The sequence below is a fragment of the Streptomyces sp. NPDC003016 genome, assembly GCF_053591455.1.
Map to the genome: position 1 here is coordinate 70,329 of NZ_JBSFTV010000014.1, position 18,375 is coordinate 88,703.

Consider the following 18,375-nt stretch of genomic DNA (forward strand, 5'->3'; position numbering starts at 1 on the left):
CCCGACGGAACCCGACGCCCTCGACGACCAGGAGTACGGATGAGCACGTTCAATTTTCATGGCGGGATCACCGGGCCGAGCAATTTCGGTGACGGCGGGAAGATCGAGATCCACCATCACGGTGCGGACCCGGCCGAGGCGTTGCGCCTGGCCACCGAGCTCGTACGGCAGTTGCGTACGGAAGACAGGCCCGCGCTCGCCGCGGAGGCCGAGGTGGTGCGCGCCGAGCTGGTGCGGGCCGAGGAGCAGCAGGTCCCCGCCGACCAGGGCCGGGTCCGGCGGGCGCTGGAGACGATCTCGCTGGGCCTCTCCGCGGGCAGCGGCGGCCTGGCGCTCGCGCAGGAACTGGGGCGCGTCATCGGCCTGTGAGTGCTGTGAGTGCTGTGAGTGCTGCGGGGAGCCTCCTCCGGAGGGCTCCCCGCACACGTCACTTCGACCGTACGACGGCCTGCGCCCCGCCGAGTTCCAGTGCGAGACCGGAGCGCAGCGGCACGGTCTGGCCCGGTGCGATCTGCTGCGTCGTGCCGTCCGAGCGCGTTCCGTTCCATGCCGTGCCGGAACGGTTGGCCAGGCCGAACCTGCCCGGTTTGTGCGGGTGTTCGGTCAGCTCGGCGACGAGGGTGGCATCGCTGTAGTCGTGCCGCGCGGGCTCGGGCACCAGATGGTGGGCGTGCACGCGGGCCGCCCGGTGCAACCGGACGTGGTGCTCCGTGCGGGGCGGGGGAGTGGTGAGGACCAGCCGGGGCGGCAGCACCAGCGGGCTGCCGCAGGACCAGCAGGTCCCCGCCGTTGTCTCCTCGGGCTGGGTCATGTTCTGCCGTCCGCAGTGCGCGCAGTCGACGACCGCGTCGAGCACGGCCCGCAGCGCGTCCCGCCACTGGGACTCCCGCACCCGGGCCGCCGGGTCGTGCAGCCCCGTCGTGAAGTTGTGGGTGAAGAGGTCCTGCAGGGCCTTGGGGGCCGCTGCCCACGTGTGCAGGACGGTGGACTGCTCCACGGGATCGGGATCGTTGGAGCGGTCCTGCGGGTCGAAGACGAACAGCGGCTGCTTTCCGTACAGCTTCTTCTCCGCGGCCTCGTCGAGGCAGTGGATGGCCAGTTCCCGCCTGCCCTTGAGCGGGTGGTGGTTCATCAGGAGCATGAACAGCAGCACGGAGAGGGAATGCAGATCGGTCTGGGTGCCCGGCCTGGCACCCGGATCCCCGCGCACCAGCTCGGGAGCCATGAACTCCATGGTCCCGGAGATGCCGCTGCTTTCGCCCTCCACCACGGCGTTGTCGTTGTCGCAGACCAGGACATCACCGCTGGCCGGGTCGAAGAAGATGTTGCCCCAGGAGATGTCGCGGTAGGCGATGCCACGGGAGTGCAGCGCCTGGTACGCCTCGACCGTGTAGAGGCTCGCGGCCAGCAGTGCGCGCGGCTTGGTGTTCAGCTGCCGCCTGAACAGTGCGGGCAGGCCCTTGAAGCGGTCGGGGCGGACGTCCATCAGGTAGCCGAACGTGCCCGCCCGTTCGCCCGGCACATACGCCGTCGGCCACAGGAAGCGGTCGTCGTCGAAGTCCCGGTCCACCAGCTCCTGGACGATCGCCTCCTGTTCGGGCGTCGCGCACGCGGGGTAGTACCACTTGAGCGCCTTGTCGCCGCTCGGCGTCCTGACCCGGTAGACCTCGCCCTGGCCGCCGGCCCCGAGCATCTCGGTGACCTGGACCTCCTCACCGTTGTCGGCGGTCAGGCGGGTACCGCTGTCGAGCATGCCAGTCATCATCGTCTCCGCTGTTCGCGCTGTTCGTGCTGGTCGTGCTGGCCGTCCGTTTCGGCGGGCCGCCCGGGCCGCCGTCCGGCAGCCAGAGTGGTGTCGTCGCCCGAGTGCTGCGCGGCCTTCGCCAACCACTCGGGCAGCACGGCCCGTACGCTCTCGGTCCCCTCCTCGGAAAGCCGCTGGTCGAGGCCCGCCATGAACTGGACGAAGCCCTCGTCCGAGGCGAAGCTCTTGGACAGGCCGTCCGTGGAAAGGGCGATGAGCCGGGGCATACGGTCCTGCTCCACGATCGGGGCCCAGTGCACCCGCACCAGTCGCCAGGCCTCGCGGCTGCACAGTGACTCCGTCTCGTCCCCGAGGTCGGCCTCCGCGGGGGCGAGCGGAAGGCCCACCCCGCCGTCGCACTCGACGACCGTCAACTCGCCGTCGCCGAGCTGCCAGGCCGCGAACAGCTGCGGGGTCAGTACGGCGCCGATCAGCGTAGCTCCGTACAGCAGCATCTTCTGCCCGTCGGTGGGCGTGGAAACGGTGGTTCCGGCAGGGCCCTGCACGGTCGCCGAGGTCTCGGCGCGCAGGCGCTCCCAGTGCTCCAGGACATCGCGCTGCCACTGGGCGACGAGTCGGCGCGGCATGACATGCCGGGCGTAGTTCATCAGCCGGCTGAGGCTGCGCGGTCCTTCGGGGGCCTCGGTCCTGGCGAAGGCCGCGAACTCCCGGGCGTGCGCGGTGAACAGGTCGACCGCGAACCTGGCACCGACGTCGCTGCGGGCGTGCGCCGCCGAGCCGTGCCCGTCCGCGACCACCAGGACCAGCGGTTCCTGAGAGGTACCGCACCCCTCCGCCGCGCACCAGTCCTGGTTGCGCTGCTTGTTGATGCCCGGGACGGTCTCGGCGAACGTCTCCCAGTGCGACATGCGGGACTCGCTCACCACACGTCGTCATCGTCGTCGTCCAGCACCGGCGGGGCGTACGGCGGTTGCTTCACCATCGCGTCGGAGGCGCCCGCGACCTGCTGCGAGGCGGCCTTCACCGCGGCGGTCGAGGCCCACCGGATGGCGGCCGCGAGCTGTTTGGGGCTGTTGGCGTCCAGCGGCTGCAGCTCGGGATTGCCGAGGAACTCCTGGAGAACGCCGCGGTCGGCGTCCGCGCCGATGGCGATCGCGACCCGGACCGCCTTCTTGCCCCACGGAGTGGCGTCGACGGCCTTCAGCCCGGCCCGCCAGTCGTCGGTGGGCACGCCGTCGGAGACGAGTGCCAGCACCGGCTTGAGCGCGCGCTGCGGCATCGGCGGCGTCCGCAGCTCGCGCGACACCACCTCCAGGGCCTCCCCGAGGTTGGTCATCCCGTCGACCTGGACGTCCTGCCAGGTGAAGTCGTCGACCGGCACCGGGTCCTTGTCCAGCCACTGGGCGGTGGTGGAGAAGGTGAGGGCGCGGATCAGGAGCTGGGCCGCGGGGTTGTCGTGTGCGACCGACCGCATCTCCGGGACCGCCTCCCGGATCGCGTAATTGAGCTGGCCGATCTTCTCGCCCTGCATGGAGTACGAGCAGTCCAGCAGCCAGATGAAATGGACCGGCCGGTTCGCCATCGGCCCGCCGGGGATGTCGCTCACACTCACTCCATGTGCTCCGTTTCGTGGTTCCCGCCCGGACAGCGCGTCGGGTGCATCAGCTGCCGAGCTCCTTCAGTACGTACAGGATCAGCGTCACGACCAAGGCTGCCGCGATCACCGACGCGGTGACGAACAGGCCGAGAACGAGCCGCCGCCCCCGTGCGACGTGCGGTGTCACGACTGTCATGCCGCCCCCAACTCTTTCTCGTCCGAGTTCTGTTGACCCTAGCCGTCGTCGTGCGCGCGCGTCAGCGGCTCGATCGATCGGATACGGCCTCTCCGCGCGGTCCGGGCACACCCGGCGCGGGCTCCTCGGTGACGAGGGCCCCGACGCGCAACCCCGAGCGGGCCAGCACCCACAGCGCCGGCTCCGCCGCCCGGCGCTGTTCGCTGTCGAGCGCCCCCGCGCCGGTGGCCGCGTGCGCGCTGACCGCCCAGTAGCGGGCTGCCCCGAAGTCGTGTCCCAGGCCGCGGACGAGCGCGCCGAGGCCGATGCTCTCCAGCCAGCTGTCGATCCGGGCGCCGGCCACCGGCAGCGACGCGATCCGGTCCAGTACGTCCCGCTTGGTGACCACCGTGGCCACCGGTATCCGTCGGCGCCGCCCGGTGAGCGCCGCCAGTTCGCCGGTCAGCCGCTGGTAGGTGTCCATCGGCCCCTGGTCCGCGGGACGGGCGGCGTCGGCGCGGTCCGCGTCGGCGCCCCGCAGGGCCCGCCGCACCTGTGGTTCCGCGAGGACGTCGGTGACCAGGACCACTCCGTCGGCGTGGGCGAGATACTGCTGCTCCCGTACGGAGCCCGCGTCGCGCAGCGACTCGCCCATCGGGTCGTACAGGTACAGCAACCGGTGCCGCCTGCCATGGCTGACGCGCAGCATGAGGGCCCGGGGCTGGCCGCCCTGTGTCTTGTGGGCCCAGCCCGTGTCGTCGAGCTGCCGGCCGAGGGTCCCCACATCCCGCCGGTCGGCCATGGAGGCGTACTCCACCTTCAGCGGGCTGCGGTGCGACCAGGACTGGAGTCCCGCGACCATCGCTCCCATCAGCATCGTCTTGCCGGAGGACGAGCCCCCGACCAGGGGCAGGTGCACGACGCGCGTGGTGCCGACCGCCTCGGGGAGCTGCTGGTCGCAGTGCGGGCAGCGGGCGGCGAGACGGCCCCGGCCCGCGAGGGCGGTGGTGACAAGGCGCCGCCCGCAGGCGCACACGTGCCACAGCGCGCCGTAGCGGCCGGGGCGCAGCCCGCCGTGCGCGGCGCCGCAGTCCGGGCAGCGGTGGACGGCCAGGGGAAACGGCCGGTAGCAGCCGGGGTAGGGGCACTTCATGCGGATGCCGCGGACCAGTGTCCACATCCGTTCCGTACCGCGCAGGACGAACACGGTCGCGACGACCGCCACCCCCACCAGACCGAGCAGCAGCCCGAAGGCGACCAGCACCATGCAGACGATCAGCGTCGCGAGCAGCGCCCCCAGGACCGCTCCCGCGGCCGTTCCCGGGGCGACGGCGCGCATCACGGTGCGGGTGAACCAGTTCTCGCCCCGCAGCCCGGTGGACGGCCGCCTGCCCGCGAAGAGCCGCCTGGCCCACCGGCCCAGCCACTGCATGGTCAGCCGGTACCAGACGGCGAGCAGGGCGCCGCGCGCCGCGGAGCGGGCGTCCAGCCACATCTGCTGCGACCAGTACGCGCGGTGGGCGGGCTTCCCCGGACCGAGGGGCGGGATGCGCGGGTCCGGTGTTCCGGGGCGCCGCGGGCCGAGGACCTTGCCGGCGGCCCCCAGCGAGAGACCCAAGAACAGCCAGAGCGTGTGGAAGAAGCACAGGGCCACCGCCACCACGCCGGTGAGCCACAGGGCAGCGGTCAGCAGACTCGTCATCGACGGCCGTCCTTTCGCGGGGGTTCCACGTCGCCCCAGCGCGGTCCCTCCGCGGGGCCCTTGCGCCCGCGGCCGGTCAGGCGCCTGCCGAGCCGGCCGAACGCCCCCGGCCGGTTCCACTCCCGGAACGCGTCGGCCCAGTGGCCCCCCGCCCGCTCCAGGCGGTGTTCGACCGAGGCGATGTCCTCGGCGGGCAGTACACGCACGATCGGACGCAGCACCTTGTCCAGCAGCGCCGTACGCGTCTCGGACCAGACGGGGCCCGCCTGCGGGTGCGAGGTCCAGGAGACGAAACAGTCCGCCACATACGAAGGGGCGGCGCGCAACCGGTCCTGTACGCGATCGTCCTGCGCGGCCCGGCCGTAGGCCGCGACGAGATCCGGGTCGCCACTGAGGATCAGCGCCTTCAGCTCTCCACCGGGGCGCTCCGGGGACAGCAGGCAGCGCGCGAGTGTCCCGAAGACCTGCTCCAGTACGGCGGGTCGCACCGGCTCCGCGACGGCTCGCAGTGACAGCGCCCGGTCGGTCCAGCCGGAGCCCGCGCAACCGTCCCGCAGGTCCCGGGCGAGTTCGAGGAGCAGCAGCGCTCCGCGTTCGTGCGGCTGGAGCTCCTCGGGGAAGCACCGCAGCAGGTCGTGCGCGAGATCCGGTACGTCCGCGTCGTCGGCCGCGCCTTCGAGCGCGGCCCTGACGATGCCCGGCCAGGTGCCCGCCGCGCGGTGTGCGTCGGGGCCGGTTTCGGCGAGCATCAGCCGCGCTTCGCCCGCGGTCGGCGTACCGCCGTCCCACACCAGCCGGACGGCGGTGCGCAGCGCGAGCGGCTCGGCGATCGGGGACAGCCCGCCGGCCCGCAGGACGGCGTTCAGAGCCGTGACCCGGTCGCCACCGGCCGCCTTCGCCCTCGGTGCTTCGGCACACATCCGCAGATGCGGCAGGGCCTGGGCCCCCGCAAAGGGCAGGGGCACCCGGGCGAGCAGCCGGGCCGCCGCGGGCGGATCGCCCGCGGCGAGGTCGTCGAGCTTGTCCAGCAGCGCCGCGCGCAGCTCGAAGTGCTCCTCGAGTGCGAGGCGTACGACGGGGGTGTGCGCCGCGTCGGGCTCGGCGAGCAGCGCGCGGGAGAGCCGGCGCGCCAGGTCGGGCAGCAGCTCCGTGCAGTCCAGGCCGAGCGTGCGGGCGATGCGCGCCAGCTCGACCGCGCGCGAGGTGCCGTGCCCGGGGTCCGCGATGCCCGCGTGCAGCTCGGGGCCGAGCTCGACGGCCAGCCGCTGCCTGAGGTCCTCGGTGAGAGCGGAGGGCGGGGGACTCCCGTGTGCTGCCCCGGGTGAGCGGACGGCTTCGGTCAGCATGAGGGCGGCGAGCGGCGCGGTCGTGGCGGCCGGGATCTTGCCGCCGAGGTCGTCGAGTACGTCCAACAGCCGGGCCAGGGCGGCAGTCTCGGCCGCTGTCCGGTCCGCCGCGGGGGCGCACAGCGCACCGACGAGCCGGTGCAGCCGCCCTCCGTCCAGCGCGCCCGCGTGGTCACCGGCCCATCGGGCCGCTTCCCGGCGGCTGTCGGCGCCGGGGTCGATCCCCGCGCACAGCGCGACGACAGCCAGGGGGCCGGGGGCGAAGTGGTCACCGGGCAGCGCGACCGCCTCTCCGAACAGCTCGGGCGCCCTGCCGCACCAGATGCGCGCGGCGGTCTGCGCCCACGCGTCGGCCACCGGCTCGGCGGGCCCGCGGCCGGTGCAGTCGTACACGCGGTAGCGGTGGTCGTACCCGGTGAGGCCCTGCGCGTCGTCCGGCAGCACCCCGATGATCTGCTGCCGTGCCAGCTGCGGACGCCGCGTGTACGTCGTGAACGTCAGCCGGCGGGCCGTCTCGCGCGGCAGGACGGTGCTGGCCAGCGCGATCCACCGGGCCACGTCGGCGCTGCTCTGCTCGACGAGTACGAGCTGCGGCGCGGCTTCCTCCTCGCTCAGCCTGCGCAGATCGGTGAAGAAACCCGGGAGCCACGGCGCGCGGGCGGCCGCGAAGGCGACGAGCTCCTCCCGGCCGAAGCAGCCCTGCGTGTTCAGCGCCTCCAGCGGCTCGGGCACCCCGCCGTCCGGGGTGCTGGTGGCCCACTGCGGTGAGTTCCAGGCGGTGATGGGCAGTGCGCCCGCCGGCAGCCCGGCGCCTGCGGGCAGATGCACGGCATGGGCGTGGAAGTTGCCCCAGCGCCCGCTGTAGTCGGCTCCCGTGTAGACCGTACGGGCGAGGAGGGTGCTGCCGTCGGAGAGCAGGCTGTGGCTGAACGCCTGCGGAAAGGACGTGAGTTCGGTGTTCGTGGGACGCGACGGGGCATCGCGCGGCGGCTCGTAACCGATGAGCTGCTCGGCCTCTCTGAGCACCGACTGCGGCACGCCGGGGGTGACCGAGGTGAACCGGAACCCCGAACCACCGGGCCCCGGCGGGGCCGAGGCGTAATGCAGCTGGGCCAGGCTCATGCCCGGACCCCCCTGCTCCCCGGCTTCCCGGGCCTCTGCACGGGAATGAGGCCGCGCCGCCCGAGCAGCCACAGCAGCGGGTCCTCGACGCGCACCGGCTGCGGCCCCGACTTGGGGGCGTCGGCCGGGGCGCCGGCGGGTGGCGGCGAGCCGAGCGCCGAGAGCCCGAAGAGCGACAGTTCGGCGAAGTCCCGCTCCAGCTGCCGGCAGAGAGCGCCGGAATCCCAGCTCTCCATCAGCGAACGCATCTCCTCGTGCACGCCGAGCCGGTCCTCCTCGTCGAACGTGCCGCCGTGGTGCGGTGCGTTGCGCAGCAGCGGCGAGTGCGGTCCGAGCACCGGACGCAGCATGTCGGTCTTGGTCACGGCCACGGCCATCGGGGTGGTCACCCGGCCGCGCGAGCCGCCGCGGCCGTGCGCGCGCAGCTGGGCGGCGAGGTCCGCGGCGATCTGCTGCGGGGGCGTCTCCACGGCGGGCAGCGGCGACCCTCCGTCCGGCGGCAGCTGGTCGCGTACGGAACCGAGCTGCAGCGGGTCGACGAGCAGGATGATGCCGTCGGCGGCTCCGAGGTAGTGCGTGTAGCGGTCCATCGCCTCGGCGCTCTTCAGGTCCTCGCCCGCGGCGTCGAAGAACACCAGCGCGGTGTGCCGGCTTCCGTCGCCCAGGCGCCGACGGCGGGGCAGGCTCAGCCGGTAGAGCAGCGGGTCGTTGAAGCCCATGGCGGCCGGGCGGGTCGCCGCGGGCAGCCGAAGCCGGTCGTAGAGGTCCTCGGCCATCTCCCGGTCGTGGCGCTGGGTCTCGCTGCCCATCGCGGCGATCGAGGCGTCGTAGGCACGTCCCACCCGGTTGCGCAGTTCGTTGACGAGCACCGACACATAGGTGCTCTTGCCGGATGCCTTCGCGCCGACCAGCGCGATGATGCGGCTGTCCTGGTCGCAGTAGTCGCTCGGGAAATCGCTGTGGCAGCGGCGGCACACCCGTACCGGGGTGGACACCCCGCAGCCGGGACAGGCGGCACGCGAACCGCCGCCCGGCCCGCCTCGTAACCCTCCTCGCAACCCGCCGAGCGAGCGCGGCGGCGCGAAGACCGGGCCGCGCATCCGCAGCGCGGGCGGCACGCTCGGGCCCATGAACTCGGCCCAGACGTCGTCTCTTTCGGCATCGCAGGGCTTGCCGCCGCGCACACCGGTGGCCGTCATCAGGCAACGGTAGGGCAGCCGCGCGGCCGGTGCGCGGTCGAAGCAGTAGGGGCAGACGATGGTCGTCATGTCAGCACATCACCAGGGTCGCGGGGGAGGGTTCTTCGAGACGTACGGAGGAGGCGGAGTCGCCGCCGAGGAGGAAACCACGCAGAGCGTACGGGGGACGGCAGGCACCCGGCGCGATCTCGCGCTCCACCGTGCCCGAGCGGTGCAGCTCCGCGCCACTCAGCCGCAGCACGGTCGTACCGTCGGAGCAGTGGCGCGGCCGGAGCGGCGCAGACGCTCTGTCCCCGGGCCGGGCGACGAGGACGAACTCCGGGAGGTCCGCGGCGGGTCCGCCGTCCGGGGACGACAGGGTGACCCGCACCGTGACGGGCCTCCTGCGCAGCGGGCGGCGGGCCCCGGGAACGATCCGGTAGGTGATGGCGATGTCGGCGGGCAGCGCGATCCCGGTGGCGACGGGCGGGACGACGGTCGCGTCCGCCGCGCGGGGCGCGGCGGACGCGGTCAGCCGCAGCGCGGACGGGCCGGCGGGGACGTACAGGCCCTCCCGCAGGTACACGCTGCGTACGACGCGGTGCTCGGCGCGGTGCCCGTTCTGCTCGGTGACCACGGTCACCAGCCCCACGTCCGCAGGCCAGTCGAAGGTGACCCGCGTCAGGCCGCCGGCGCTGCGTTCGGCGGTCAGTCCGGTGACCGGACGCGGCGCCTCCACGCGGACGCTCGGCCCGGCCACGGCACACTCGCCGAGGACCGCCACGGCGGTGACACGGACGAGGGCGCCGGACGGCGGCACGAGAGCTCCGGCTGCTCGCCGCCAGGCGAGCGGAGCGGGCAGGTCCGCAACCGGGGAGGCGAGTTCCGTACCCGGCACAGGCGCGTCGCCGGGCCATTCGACCAGGCGTACCTCGGCGTTCTCGCCGCCGGTCCAGGTGAACCGCACGCCTCCGTCCAGCGGGGCGGCGCCGAGCGTGCGCACCGGCTCCGGCCACGGGCGGACGCCGGCGGATGCCTCGACGCCCGGCGACGCGACCTCACGGCCGTCGGCGTCCCGGTAGAGGCAGCGGACCCGTACCCGGTATTCGCCGGTACGCAGCCCGCGCGCGGTGAACCCGCCCTCCTGCCCGGCGGCTTCGTTTCTGCCGCCGTCAGGACCGGTCAGTACCACGGTCACGCCGGTGGCTCCGGGCGGCCGTGTCCAGGTGGCGTCGATCCGTTCCCGGCCGTCGGTGATCCGCAGGTCTGTCGCCTCCGGGGCGACCAGCAGGGGCTCCGACACGAGAGGCGGGCCGTCGATGAGGGAACCGCGCAACGGGATCGCGGCGTAGCGCACTCTGCCCCCGAGCGGAGGAGCGCCGTCCCGCGCGCCTGCGCCCTTCGCCCGTCCCTGGACCTCGTCCACGGACGGGGGGCCTCCCACGACGCGGGTGAGCCTGATGACACGCCAGTGGCGCCCGTCGGAGGAAGCGTCCTCGCCCGCCCACGACAGCTGGACGGAATCCCGGCCGAGTCCGGCACGCAGCGCGCCGGGCGCCCCGGCCGTGGGCCGGTGGGTGCGGACGAGCCCGCTCAGCGCGTGGCGGCAGTCGGCCGCCAGCCGGGCGGCGCGGAGATAGCGGACGCCGGCCGCCGCCGTATCGCCTTCGTCTTCGAGCCGGTGTGCCTCGTCGAGGGCGGCGTCCGCCTCGCTCTCCGCTGCTGTGATTTCCTTCAGTCTGCGGTCCAGGAAGGGATCTTGCCCGGCCTCGGACGGGAGCTGCGCCGCCAGGCGGACGGCCGAGCGCAGTCGGCCGCCCTCCCATTCGTCCTGCAGGCCCTCCGCCGCCGCCCGCTGTCGCGGACTCAGCCGGCCGCGCATCCGGGCCGCGTGGACCAGTGCCGCGGCCTCGTCCGCGTCGACGCCCAGGGAGACCGCCGTGGCCGGCTCCCCGCCCCGGGGATGGTCCTGGAGCAGCTCGATCAGCTGATAGAGCAGCACGCGCCGGAGCGCCGCCTGATCCCGGCTGTTCAGCTCCGCCAGCTTCCGCAGCAGCCCGGCCGTACCTGTGCCGTGCGCCGCGGCCCGTCGGAGCTCCGCGCCGTCGGCCCTTCGCCAGCCGCGTGGTGCGCGGGGCACGTACAACCCGTCGAGTACGCGCAGATGTCCGCCCCGCGCGACGAGCGCTTCGCCGATGTGCCGCAGTCCCGAGGTGTGCTGCTCGGCGACGAGTTCCCGGTAACGGGGGACGAGCGGGGACAGCGGCAGCCCGGACAGCGACAGTGCCCGGGGCAGCCCGAGATGATGCCCGAACCCCAGCCCCACCATCCGACCCCGCGCCCCTTGCCCAGTCTCCGAACGCCCATCCCAGCAGATCTTCGGTCGAAGTGGGCGGCTTTCCGAAATCCTGGCTCGCGCGGGCCTTGTGCGGGAAGCTCTAGGCCGGGCGGCCCAGCTCCTTTCGGAAGAGGTCGAGGACGTTGCCGCCGAGGATCTTGCGGACGGTCGTCTCGGGCACGCCCCGGGACAGCAGCGCCTCCGTCACCAGGGGCAGGCCGCGCGGGCCCTCGATGCCGGGGAGGGACCAGGGGAAACCGTAGTCGGGCTCGCAGCAGGGTGGGGTGATGTCGCCGACGACTTCCTGGATGAAGTCCGGGCCCAGGCCCACGTGGTCGGCGCCGGCCACCTCGGTGAGGTGGGTGATGTGGTCCACCAGCCGGTCCAGGGTGCACGCGGCAGGGTCGTCGGCCAGGAACTCCGGCAGGAAGTTCACACACACCGTGCCGCCCGTCGCGGCGATGCCCCGGAGCTGGGCGTCGGTGAGGTTGCGGTGGTGGTCGCGCAGGGCGCGGGCGGAGGAGTGGGTGGCCAGGACGGGGCGGGTGGCCAGCTCCAGGACGTGGGCGACGCCCGACGCGCTCAGGTGCGACACGTCGAAGAGGATGCCGAGGCGCTCCATCGCGGCGAGGGCCTCGATCCCCGCCGTGGTGAGGCGGGACCCGGTGGCGTCCTCGCCGCTGCCGTCGGCCAGCGGTGTACGGCCCCAGTGGGCGAGGGAGGCGATCCGTACGCCCAGGCGGTGGAGCGTCGGGAAGAGCTCCACGTTCGCGTCGATCCCGGGTGCGCTCTCCAGCGCCAGGACCAGGGCGATCTTCCCCTCGGCGAGTGCCGCGTCGACGTCGGCGCCGTCCAGGCACAGCCGTACCTCGTCCGCGTTGCCCTCGGCGAGCGTGTGGGCGCACTCGATCATGCGCAGGGTCTCGCGGAGCGCGCCTTCCGGGCGGAAGCTGTCCTCGATGAAGACCGGCAGCACCTGGAGGTCCACGCCGCCCTCGCGCAACTGAGGCAGCCACCGCTCGCGGAAGAAGCCCGCCCAGCGTCGCGGCGGCCGGGCGGTGACCGCCAGGAGCAGGTCGTTGTGGGCATCGGCGACGACGGCGCGGTGGTGCAGTTCGTGAGAGGACACGGGCCGGATGCTACGGGCGGCAGACGGCCCTGTACACGCGTTTCGGGACGGGCGGGAGGGCTCCGCCGCGACAATGGCCCGCATGGAACCGCACCACCTCGTCGACCGCGCCCGCCGTCTCGTCGTCCCCGGCCGCCGCCGCATCCTCGGCATCGCCGGGGCGCCGGGGGCCGGCAAGTCCACGCTCGCCGCGCACCTCGTCGACCGCCTCGGCGGACTGGCCGTACTCGTCCCCATGGACGGGTTCCACCTCGCCGGAGCCGAGCTGGAACGCCTCGGGCGTACGGACAGGAAGGGCGCCCCCGACACCTTCGACGCCGCCGGTTACGCCGCCCTGCTGGCCAGGCTGCGCTCTCCCGAGGCGCCGGACACCGTCGTCTACGCACCCGCGTTCGACCGGACGACCGAGGAGCCCGTGGCGGGCGGCATCGTGGTGCCGGGCCCGCGGGACGTACCGCTCGTCGTCACCGAGGGCAACTACCTGCTGCTCGACGAGGGGCCCTGGGCGCGCGTGCGGGACCTGCTCGACGAGGCGTGGTTCCTGGAACTCGACCAAGGCGAGCGGGTACGCCGTCTCGTCGACCGGCACGAACGGTTCGGCAAGCCCCGCCCGGCCGCCGAGCGCTTCGTCCACGCCTCGGACGAGGCGAACGCCCGCCTGGTCGCCCCCGGCCGGGGCCGCGCCGACCTGGTCGTCGCCTTCGCCCCGGACGCCGCCCCGCAACCGGGTAGCGGGGACACCGGGCGCCGGGCAGGATGAGGCCATGCCCTCTGCCGCCTCATCCGCCTCCGCGTTCGTGCCCGCGCCCTTCACCGCCGACGACTACCGCGCCCGCATGGCCCGCGCGGCCCGGTCGGCCGCCGACGCCGGTCTGGACGGCGTACTCGTCGCCCCCGGGCCCGACTTGGTCCACCTCACCGGCTACCGCCCCACCGCCACCACCGAACGGCTGACGCTGCTCGTCCTGTCCGCGGAACAGGACCCGGTGCTCGTCGTGCCCACCCTGGAGGCGCCGGACGCCGAACGGGCCGCGGGAGCCGCCGCGCTCACCCTGTGCGACTGGACGGACGGCAAGGACCCGTACGCGGTCACCGCGCCGTTCCTCGACGCCGGCGGTCGCTTCGCGGTCAGCGACAACACCTGGGCGATGCACCTGCTCGGCCTCCAGCAGACGCTGCCGGGCACCTCGTACGTGTCGCTGACCGCCGCCCTGCCCATGCTGCGGGCCGTCAAGGACGCGGCCGAGCTGGCCCGTCTCGAAGCGGCGGGCGCGGCCGCGGACGCGGCGTACGAGGAGATCGTCAAGGTCCGCTTCTCGGGGCGGCGCGAGACGGAGGTGGCCGCGGAACTGGCTCGCCTCCTCACCGAGTCCGGGCACGAGCAGGTGGACTTCACGGTCGTCGGCAGCGGCCCGAACGGCGCCAGTCCGCACCACGAGGCGGGCGAGCGCGTCATCGAGCAGGGCGACATGGTCGTCCTCGACTTCGGCGGCCTCAAGGACGGTTACGGCTCCGACACCTCCCGTACGGTCCACGTCGGCGCCCCGAGCGCCGAGGAGCAGCGCGTCCACGACGTCGTACGCCAGGCGCAGCAGGCGGCGTTCGAGGCGGTGCGGCCCGGGATCGCCTGCCAGGAGGTGGACCGGGTGGCGCGCGCGGTCATCACCGGGGCCGGGTACGGCGAGCGGTTCATCCACCGCACCGGACACGGCATCGGCGTGACCACGCACGAACCGCCGTACATGATCGAGGGCGAGCGGCAGCCGCTCGTACCCGGCATGTGCTTCTCCGTCGAGCCCGGCATCTACCTCCCCGGGCGCTTCGGCGTGCGGATCGAGGACATCGTGACTGTCACGGAGGACGGCGGGCGCCGTTTCAACACCACCGCGCGCGAGATGGCCGTCGTCGACTGAGACCGCCGCCGGCCGGCTCCGGCAGGTGCTCAGCCGGTGCCGACCGGTGCCCAGCCGCTGTCGTGGCCGTGTGCGCCGGGGGCGAGAGGTCAGGTGGCGTCCGGGCCCAGTACGACACAGGACTCGGACGGCAGGCGCAGCAGCCCGTCGGGGCCCGGCGCGTCGGCCGGCTCCCAGGCCGCCAGTACGGCGCTGCGCCCGTTGCGGCCGAGGCCGATCGTGACGGGCTCCTTCGACAGGTTCACCGCGACGCGGATGTCGCCGCGCCGGTAGGCCAGCCAGCGCGCGCTCTCGTCGTACGCGACCTTGACCGCCGCCAGGTCCGGGTCGCAGAGGTCGGGCCGCTCCCGGCGCAGCGCGATCAGCTCGCGGTACCAGGCCAGCACGCGCGCGTGCGGCTCGTTCTCCTGCTCGGACCAGTCCAGACAGGAGCGCTCCCTGGTGCGGGGGTCCTGCGGGTCCGGGATGTCCTCCGCCGCCCATCCGTGCGCGGCGAACTCCCGCCTCCTGCCCTCCCGTACGGCCTGCGCGAGCTGCGGGTCGGTGTGGTCGGTGAAGAACTGCCAGGGGGTGCGGGCCGCCCACTCCTCGCCCATGAAGAGCATCGGGACGTACGGGCCGGTGAGGACCAGCGTGGCGGCGCAGGCGAGCAGCCCCGGGGAGAGGGTGGCGGAAAGCCGGTCCCCCAGGGCCCTGTTGCCGATCTGGTCGTGGGTCTGGGCGTAACCGAGGAAGCGGTGTGCGGCGGTTCTCGTGCGGTCCACGGAACGTCCGTGAACGCGTCCCCGGAACGTCGAGTACGTACCGTCGTGGAAGAACACCTGGGTCAGCGTCTTGGCGAGCGCGCCGAGGGGGGCGCGGGCGAAGTCGGCGTAGTACCCCTGGGACTCACCGGTCAGAGCGGTGTGCAGGGCGTGGTGGAAATCGTCGTTCCACTGAGCGTGCAGACCCAGCCCCCACGACTCGCGCGGAGCGGTCGTGCGCGGGTCCCCCTGGTCGGACTCGGCGATCAGGAAGAGCGTCCTGCCCACCTCGGCCGAGAGCGTGTCGACGGCCGCGGACAGCTCCTCGAGGAAGGTCAGCGCGCGCGTGTCGGCGAGGGCGTGGACCGCGTCGAGCCGCAGTCCGTCGAGACGGTAGTCGCGCAGCCAGGCGAGCGCGCTGCCGAGCAGGTACGCGCGTACCTCGTCGGACCCGGGCGCGTCGAGGTTGACCGCCGAACCCCAGGGCGTGTGGTGGGTGTCCGTGAAGTACGGGCCGAAGTGGGGCAGGTAGTTGCCGGAGGGGCCGAGGTGGTTGTGGACGACGTCGAGCACGACGCCGAGACCGAGGCCGTGCGCCGTGTCGACGAAGCGCTTGAGCCCTTCGGGGCCGCCGTACGGCTCGTGCACGGCCCACAGCGACACCCCCTCGTACCCCCAGCCGTGCGTTCCGGGGAACGGGCAGACGGGCATCAGCTCGACGTGGGTGACGCCCAGCTCCGCCAGATGGCCGAGCCGCCGCGCGGCGGCGTCGAAGGTGCCCTCGGGGGTGTACGTACCGACGTGCAGCTCGTAGAGGACCGCATGCGCCAGCGGAGTGCCGCCCGGCCAAGCGGTCCGCCACTCGTGGGCGTTGTGGTCCACGACGGCGCTGAGGCCGTCGGGGCCGTCCGGCTGGCGGCGCGAGCGCGGGTCGGGCAGCACGGGACCGCCGTCCAGGCAGAAGCCGTAGCGCGCGCCCGCACCCGCACCGGCCTCGGCCGTCCACCATCCTTCGCGTGCCGGATCGCGCTCCATGGCGTACGTTCCGCCCGCCAGCCGGAGCTCTGCCCGCTCGGCCTTCGGCGCCCACACCTCGAACAGCACTGGCGGCCCCTCTCGTCGACGATGCCGCCACCCATGGTGCGTCAGACGAGCATGATCCGCCGGTAAATCGTCAGCTCCACGTCATATTGACCGCGCGCTCGAAACTGACGTACCCGGCGCGCTCGAACGCCTTGGCCATCGGAACGTTGGCGAGGTCCGTCGCCGCACGGATGCGGGGCACGTCCTGGGCGGCGAGAACACGCGTGCCCTCGGCGAGGATGTCGTCGATGTGGCCGTGGCCGCGGTGGGCCGGCACGACACCGATGTACGCGATGGTGTGGTGGTAGTTGTTGCGGGCCGGAATGACGAAACCGACGGGGTCGCCGCCGGGGAGTTCGGCGATCCGCCACCACGCGCGCGGCGACGTGCACCCCGCGAACTCCTCCTCGAACTGCAGCTCGGCGGCCTCCCGCGCGCTGAGCCCCGACGCCAGGTCGGCCCGGCTGTGCGCGTCGAGTGTGCCCTCCAGGACCAGCGTCATCAGCGCGACGAGCTCCTCCTGTCCGTCCGCGGGCCGGAACGTCAGCCGGCCGGTGGGCTCGGGGACCGGGGCACCGGGGCGCCATTCGAGACGCAGGCGCTCGACGAGCAGCCGCGCGCCGGTCCTCTCCAGGACGTTCATCCGCGCCTCGACCACATCGCGGGCCACCGCGTCGTCGCGCCAGTCGGGCGGAACGAACCTGCCGTACTCGGGACGCGGCGCGCCGGCCGGGAGAACGGCGGCCGTCGCCGTCTCCAGGAGGCGCAGGCCGATCTCGCCGCGCTCGGGTTCGGGCCGCGTGTCGTCCAGGTCGAAGAAGTCCAGGGCGCACGGTGGTTCGCCGGGCTTGGAGGTCCACCAGGAGGCGCGGGCCAGCACCCGGCCGCCGCGCAGCGCCACCCACATCCACTCGGGACGGCGGCGGCCGGTGGCGAGGTCGTCGTCGAGCTCATGGTCGAGGACGTACGCGAGTTCACGGAAGAGACCGAGCTCTTCCGGCCCCGCGAGCGGTCGTACGGTCAGGTCCTGGCCCTGGTCCTGGTCCTGCGGTATGGCGGTCAAGCCGTCCCCCGGTGATGCGGTGGGTGAGTCGGCAGACACTAGCAATGGTCATCGGACCGGGCCCGGCAATAACCCGGCACCCGCTCGGCAGTAGCTCGGCGACAACCCGGCAGCGTCCCTGTGGAGCAGGTCCGTGCAGGTCAGGTCGTACGGGATGACCCGTTCTTCTGGACACCTGCGCTCGGTCGGCCCGACAATCACCTCTGTGACGTCCTCCTTCGAGTTCCCCGCGTATCCCGCCCGGCCTTCCGACGCCGAGCGCGACAGTGTTCTCGGGAGGCTCAGGGAGGGCGCGGCGCAGGGCAAGCTGTCGCACGACACCTTCATGCGCCGGATGGAACTCGCCCTCGTCGCCCGCAGGTCCGACGAACTGGCCGTGCTCACCGCCGATCTGGAGACCGAGGGCCGGTGGTCGCAGGGGCTGTTCCGCGCGGTGGAGCGGGCGTCGGCGTTCACGGTGCGGCTGCGCAGGGCGTGGCAGTCGGAGCGGCTGCCGAAGCTGCTGTTCCCCGAGCCGGGACCGTACCCCCTGAGGATCGGACGCGATCCCGCGAACGGACTGCGGCTCAGCCACGACACGGTCTCGCGCGTGCACGCCGAACTGTACGTCCAGGACGGTGTGTGGGTCCTGCGCGACCTCGGCTCGACCAACGGGACGTCCGTCAACGGGCGCCGGGTGACGGGGACCGTCCTGGTGCGGGAGGGGGACCAGGTGAGCTTCGGACAGATGGCCTTCCGGCTCGCCACGCGCTGAGCTGAGGCCGGCCGGCCGGGCCGAGTCCGGCGCCGCCGGCGCCGGCCTCACACCCGCGTCCGTCGAGCGGGTGCTGATCACGGCGGAGCGCGGGAACGGCAAGTTCGGCGCCGAGGACGCCGCTGCCGCCGGGGGCGCCGCGCGCGCCGTACAGCGGCAGATGAAGGCCCTCCCCGCGGTCGTCCCCGCCGCCGCGTCGAAGGCCGCGCGGCGGACGGCTCCGCGCTCATGGCCGCCTCACCCTGCACGGTGCCAAGGAGGACGCCAAGGAGACCCTCAAGGAGACCCTCAAGGAGGACGTCGACGCGCTCCGCAGCAGACCGGGACCCCCAGCGCGAGCACCGGGACCTGCGGATCGAACAGGACGGCGCCACTGCGCCGCAGCCGCGCACCTCGCAGGACGGGCGTACGGCGATGCCGGCCCTCCCGTCCCGTACGCCGAGAGCTCCGCCGGGGCGGACCGCTCC

General features: G+C 73.5%; 15 protein-coding genes. 4 read left to right on the forward strand and 11 right to left on the reverse strand.

Annotated elements, in window-relative coordinates; all coding sequences use genetic code 11:
- Window positions 1–39: 39 nt before the first annotated feature.
- Window positions 40–369, forward strand: a complete 330-nt coding sequence (locus ACWDZ4_RS14535) for a hypothetical protein (protein WP_451508730.1) — start codon at window positions 40–42, stop codon at window positions 367–369.
- Window positions 370–427: 58 nt separating this feature from the next.
- Here ACWDZ4_RS14535 and ACWDZ4_RS14540 read toward each other — a convergent pair whose 3' ends face one another.
- From ACWDZ4_RS14540 to ACWDZ4_RS14580, 9 genes are all read right to left on the reverse strand, one after another.
- Window positions 428–1,762: a protein kinase domain-containing protein gene (locus ACWDZ4_RS14540; RefSeq protein ID WP_451508813.1), complete on the reverse strand. Its 1,335-nt coding sequence runs from the start codon at window positions 1,760–1,762 to the stop codon at window positions 428–430.
- Window positions 1,762–2,688, reverse strand: coding sequence for a protein phosphatase 2C domain-containing protein (locus ACWDZ4_RS14545; RefSeq protein WP_451508731.1), 927 nt, complete (start codon window positions 2,686–2,688; stop codon window positions 1,762–1,764). The genes ACWDZ4_RS14540 and ACWDZ4_RS14545 overlap by 1 nt, the downstream gene beginning before the upstream one ends.
- A complete protein-coding gene (locus ACWDZ4_RS14550; RefSeq protein ID WP_451508814.1) occupies window positions 2,685–3,347 on the reverse strand; it encodes a vWA domain-containing protein in 663 nt (220 codons plus the stop codon). Before ACWDZ4_RS14550 ends, ACWDZ4_RS14545 begins: the two co-directional genes overlap by 4 nt.
- A 79-nt stretch (window positions 3,348–3,426) precedes the next feature.
- Window positions 3,427–3,558 carry a hypothetical protein gene (locus ACWDZ4_RS14555; RefSeq protein WP_451508732.1) on the reverse strand — a complete coding sequence of 44 codons (132 nt, stop codon included), beginning with the start codon at window positions 3,556–3,558 and terminating at the stop codon, window positions 3,427–3,429.
- 61 nt (window positions 3,559–3,619) lie between these two features.
- A complete protein-coding gene (locus tag ACWDZ4_RS14560) occupies window positions 3,620–5,239 on the reverse strand; it encodes a TRAFAC clade GTPase domain-containing protein (RefSeq protein WP_451508733.1) in 1,620 nt (539 codons plus the stop codon).
- On the reverse strand, window positions 5,236–7,707 hold the full coding sequence (locus tag ACWDZ4_RS14565) for a GTPase-associated protein 1-related protein (protein WP_451508734.1): 2,472 nt from the start codon (window positions 7,705–7,707) through the stop codon (window positions 5,236–5,238). The genes ACWDZ4_RS14560 and ACWDZ4_RS14565 overlap by 4 nt, the downstream gene beginning before the upstream one ends.
- On the reverse strand, window positions 7,704–8,975 hold the full coding sequence (locus tag ACWDZ4_RS14570) for a TRAFAC clade GTPase domain-containing protein (protein ID WP_451508735.1): 1,272 nt from the start codon (window positions 8,973–8,975) through the stop codon (window positions 7,704–7,706). The genes ACWDZ4_RS14565 and ACWDZ4_RS14570 overlap by 4 nt, the downstream gene beginning before the upstream one ends.
- 1 nt (window position 8,976) lies before the next feature.
- Window positions 8,977–11,214, reverse strand: coding sequence for a hypothetical protein (locus tag ACWDZ4_RS14575; RefSeq protein ID WP_451508736.1), 2,238 nt, complete (start codon window positions 11,212–11,214; stop codon window positions 8,977–8,979).
- A gap of 109 nt (window positions 11,215–11,323) precedes the next feature.
- Complete coding sequence (locus ACWDZ4_RS14580; protein WP_451508815.1) at window positions 11,324–12,361, reverse strand: dipeptidase; 1,038 nt, start codon at window positions 12,359–12,361, stop codon at window positions 11,324–11,326.
- Between the two features lie 73 nt (window positions 12,362–12,434).
- Between ACWDZ4_RS14580 and ACWDZ4_RS14585 the strand changes: the two genes are divergently transcribed.
- Both ACWDZ4_RS14585 and ACWDZ4_RS14590 read left to right on the forward strand, forming a co-directional pair.
- Window positions 12,435–13,112 (forward strand): nucleoside/nucleotide kinase family protein, encoded by a 678-nt coding sequence (locus ACWDZ4_RS14585; RefSeq protein ID WP_451508737.1) that lies wholly within the window; start codon window positions 12,435–12,437, stop codon window positions 13,110–13,112.
- Window positions 13,113–13,116: 4 nt separating this feature from the next.
- Window positions 13,117–14,265: an aminopeptidase P family protein gene (locus ACWDZ4_RS14590; protein ID WP_451508738.1), complete on the forward strand. Its 1,149-nt coding sequence runs from the start codon at window positions 13,117–13,119 to the stop codon at window positions 14,263–14,265.
- Between the two features lie 89 nt (window positions 14,266–14,354).
- Here the strand turns inward: ACWDZ4_RS14590 and treZ are convergent, their stop codons facing one another.
- Both treZ and ACWDZ4_RS14600 read right to left on the reverse strand, forming a co-directional pair.
- The gene (gene treZ, locus ACWDZ4_RS14595; RefSeq protein ID WP_451508739.1) at window positions 14,355–16,112 is read right to left on the reverse strand and encodes a malto-oligosyltrehalose trehalohydrolase; all 1,758 of its coding nucleotides are present in this window, start codon (window positions 16,110–16,112) and stop codon (window positions 14,355–14,357) included.
- A 70-nt stretch (window positions 16,113–16,182) separates the two neighbouring features.
- Window positions 16,183–17,154 carry a GNAT family N-acetyltransferase gene (locus ACWDZ4_RS14600; protein ID WP_451508740.1) on the reverse strand — a complete coding sequence of 324 codons (972 nt, stop codon included), beginning with the start codon at window positions 17,152–17,154 and terminating at the stop codon, window positions 16,183–16,185.
- A 205-nt stretch (window positions 17,155–17,359) separates the two neighbouring features.
- Between ACWDZ4_RS14600 and ACWDZ4_RS14605 the strand changes: the two genes are divergently transcribed.
- Window positions 17,360–17,908, forward strand: a complete 549-nt coding sequence (locus ACWDZ4_RS14605; protein WP_451508741.1) for a DUF1707 and FHA domain-containing protein — start codon at window positions 17,360–17,362, stop codon at window positions 17,906–17,908.
- The last annotated feature ends 467 nt before the right edge of the window (window positions 17,909–18,375 follow it).

Bases quoted from the DNA above. Each gene is read 5' to 3' on its own strand.
- ACWDZ4_RS14535 (WP_451508730.1), top strand. From the start codon at position 40: ATGAGCACGTTCAATTTTCATGGCGGGATCACCGGGCCGAGCAATTTC.
- ACWDZ4_RS14540 (WP_451508813.1), bottom strand. From the start codon at position 1,762: ATGACTGGCATGCTCGACAGCGGTACCCGCCTGACCGCCGACAACGGT.
- ACWDZ4_RS14550 (WP_451508814.1), bottom strand. From the start codon at position 3,347: ATGGCGAACCGGCCGGTCCATTTCATCTGGCTGCTGGACTGCTCGTAC.
- ACWDZ4_RS14555 (WP_451508732.1), bottom strand. From the start codon at position 3,558: ATGACAGTCGTGACACCGCACGTCGCACGGGGGCGGCGGCTCGTTCTC.
- ACWDZ4_RS14560 (WP_451508733.1), bottom strand. From the start codon at position 5,239: ATGACGAGTCTGCTGACCGCTGCCCTGTGGCTCACCGGCGTGGTGGCG.
- ACWDZ4_RS14565 (WP_451508734.1), bottom strand. From the start codon at position 7,707: ATGAGCCTGGCCCAGCTGCATTACGCCTCGGCCCCGCCGGGGCCCGGT.
- ACWDZ4_RS14570 (WP_451508735.1), bottom strand. From the start codon at position 8,975: ATGACGACCATCGTCTGCCCCTACTGCTTCGACCGCGCACCGGCCGCG.
- ACWDZ4_RS14575 (WP_451508736.1), bottom strand. From the start codon at position 11,214: ATGGTGGGGCTGGGGTTCGGGCATCATCTCGGGCTGCCCCGGGCACTG.
- ACWDZ4_RS14585 (WP_451508737.1), top strand. From the start codon at position 12,435: ATGGAACCGCACCACCTCGTCGACCGCGCCCGCCGTCTCGTCGTCCCC.
- ACWDZ4_RS14590 (WP_451508738.1), top strand. From the start codon at position 13,117: ATGCCCTCTGCCGCCTCATCCGCCTCCGCGTTCGTGCCCGCGCCCTTC.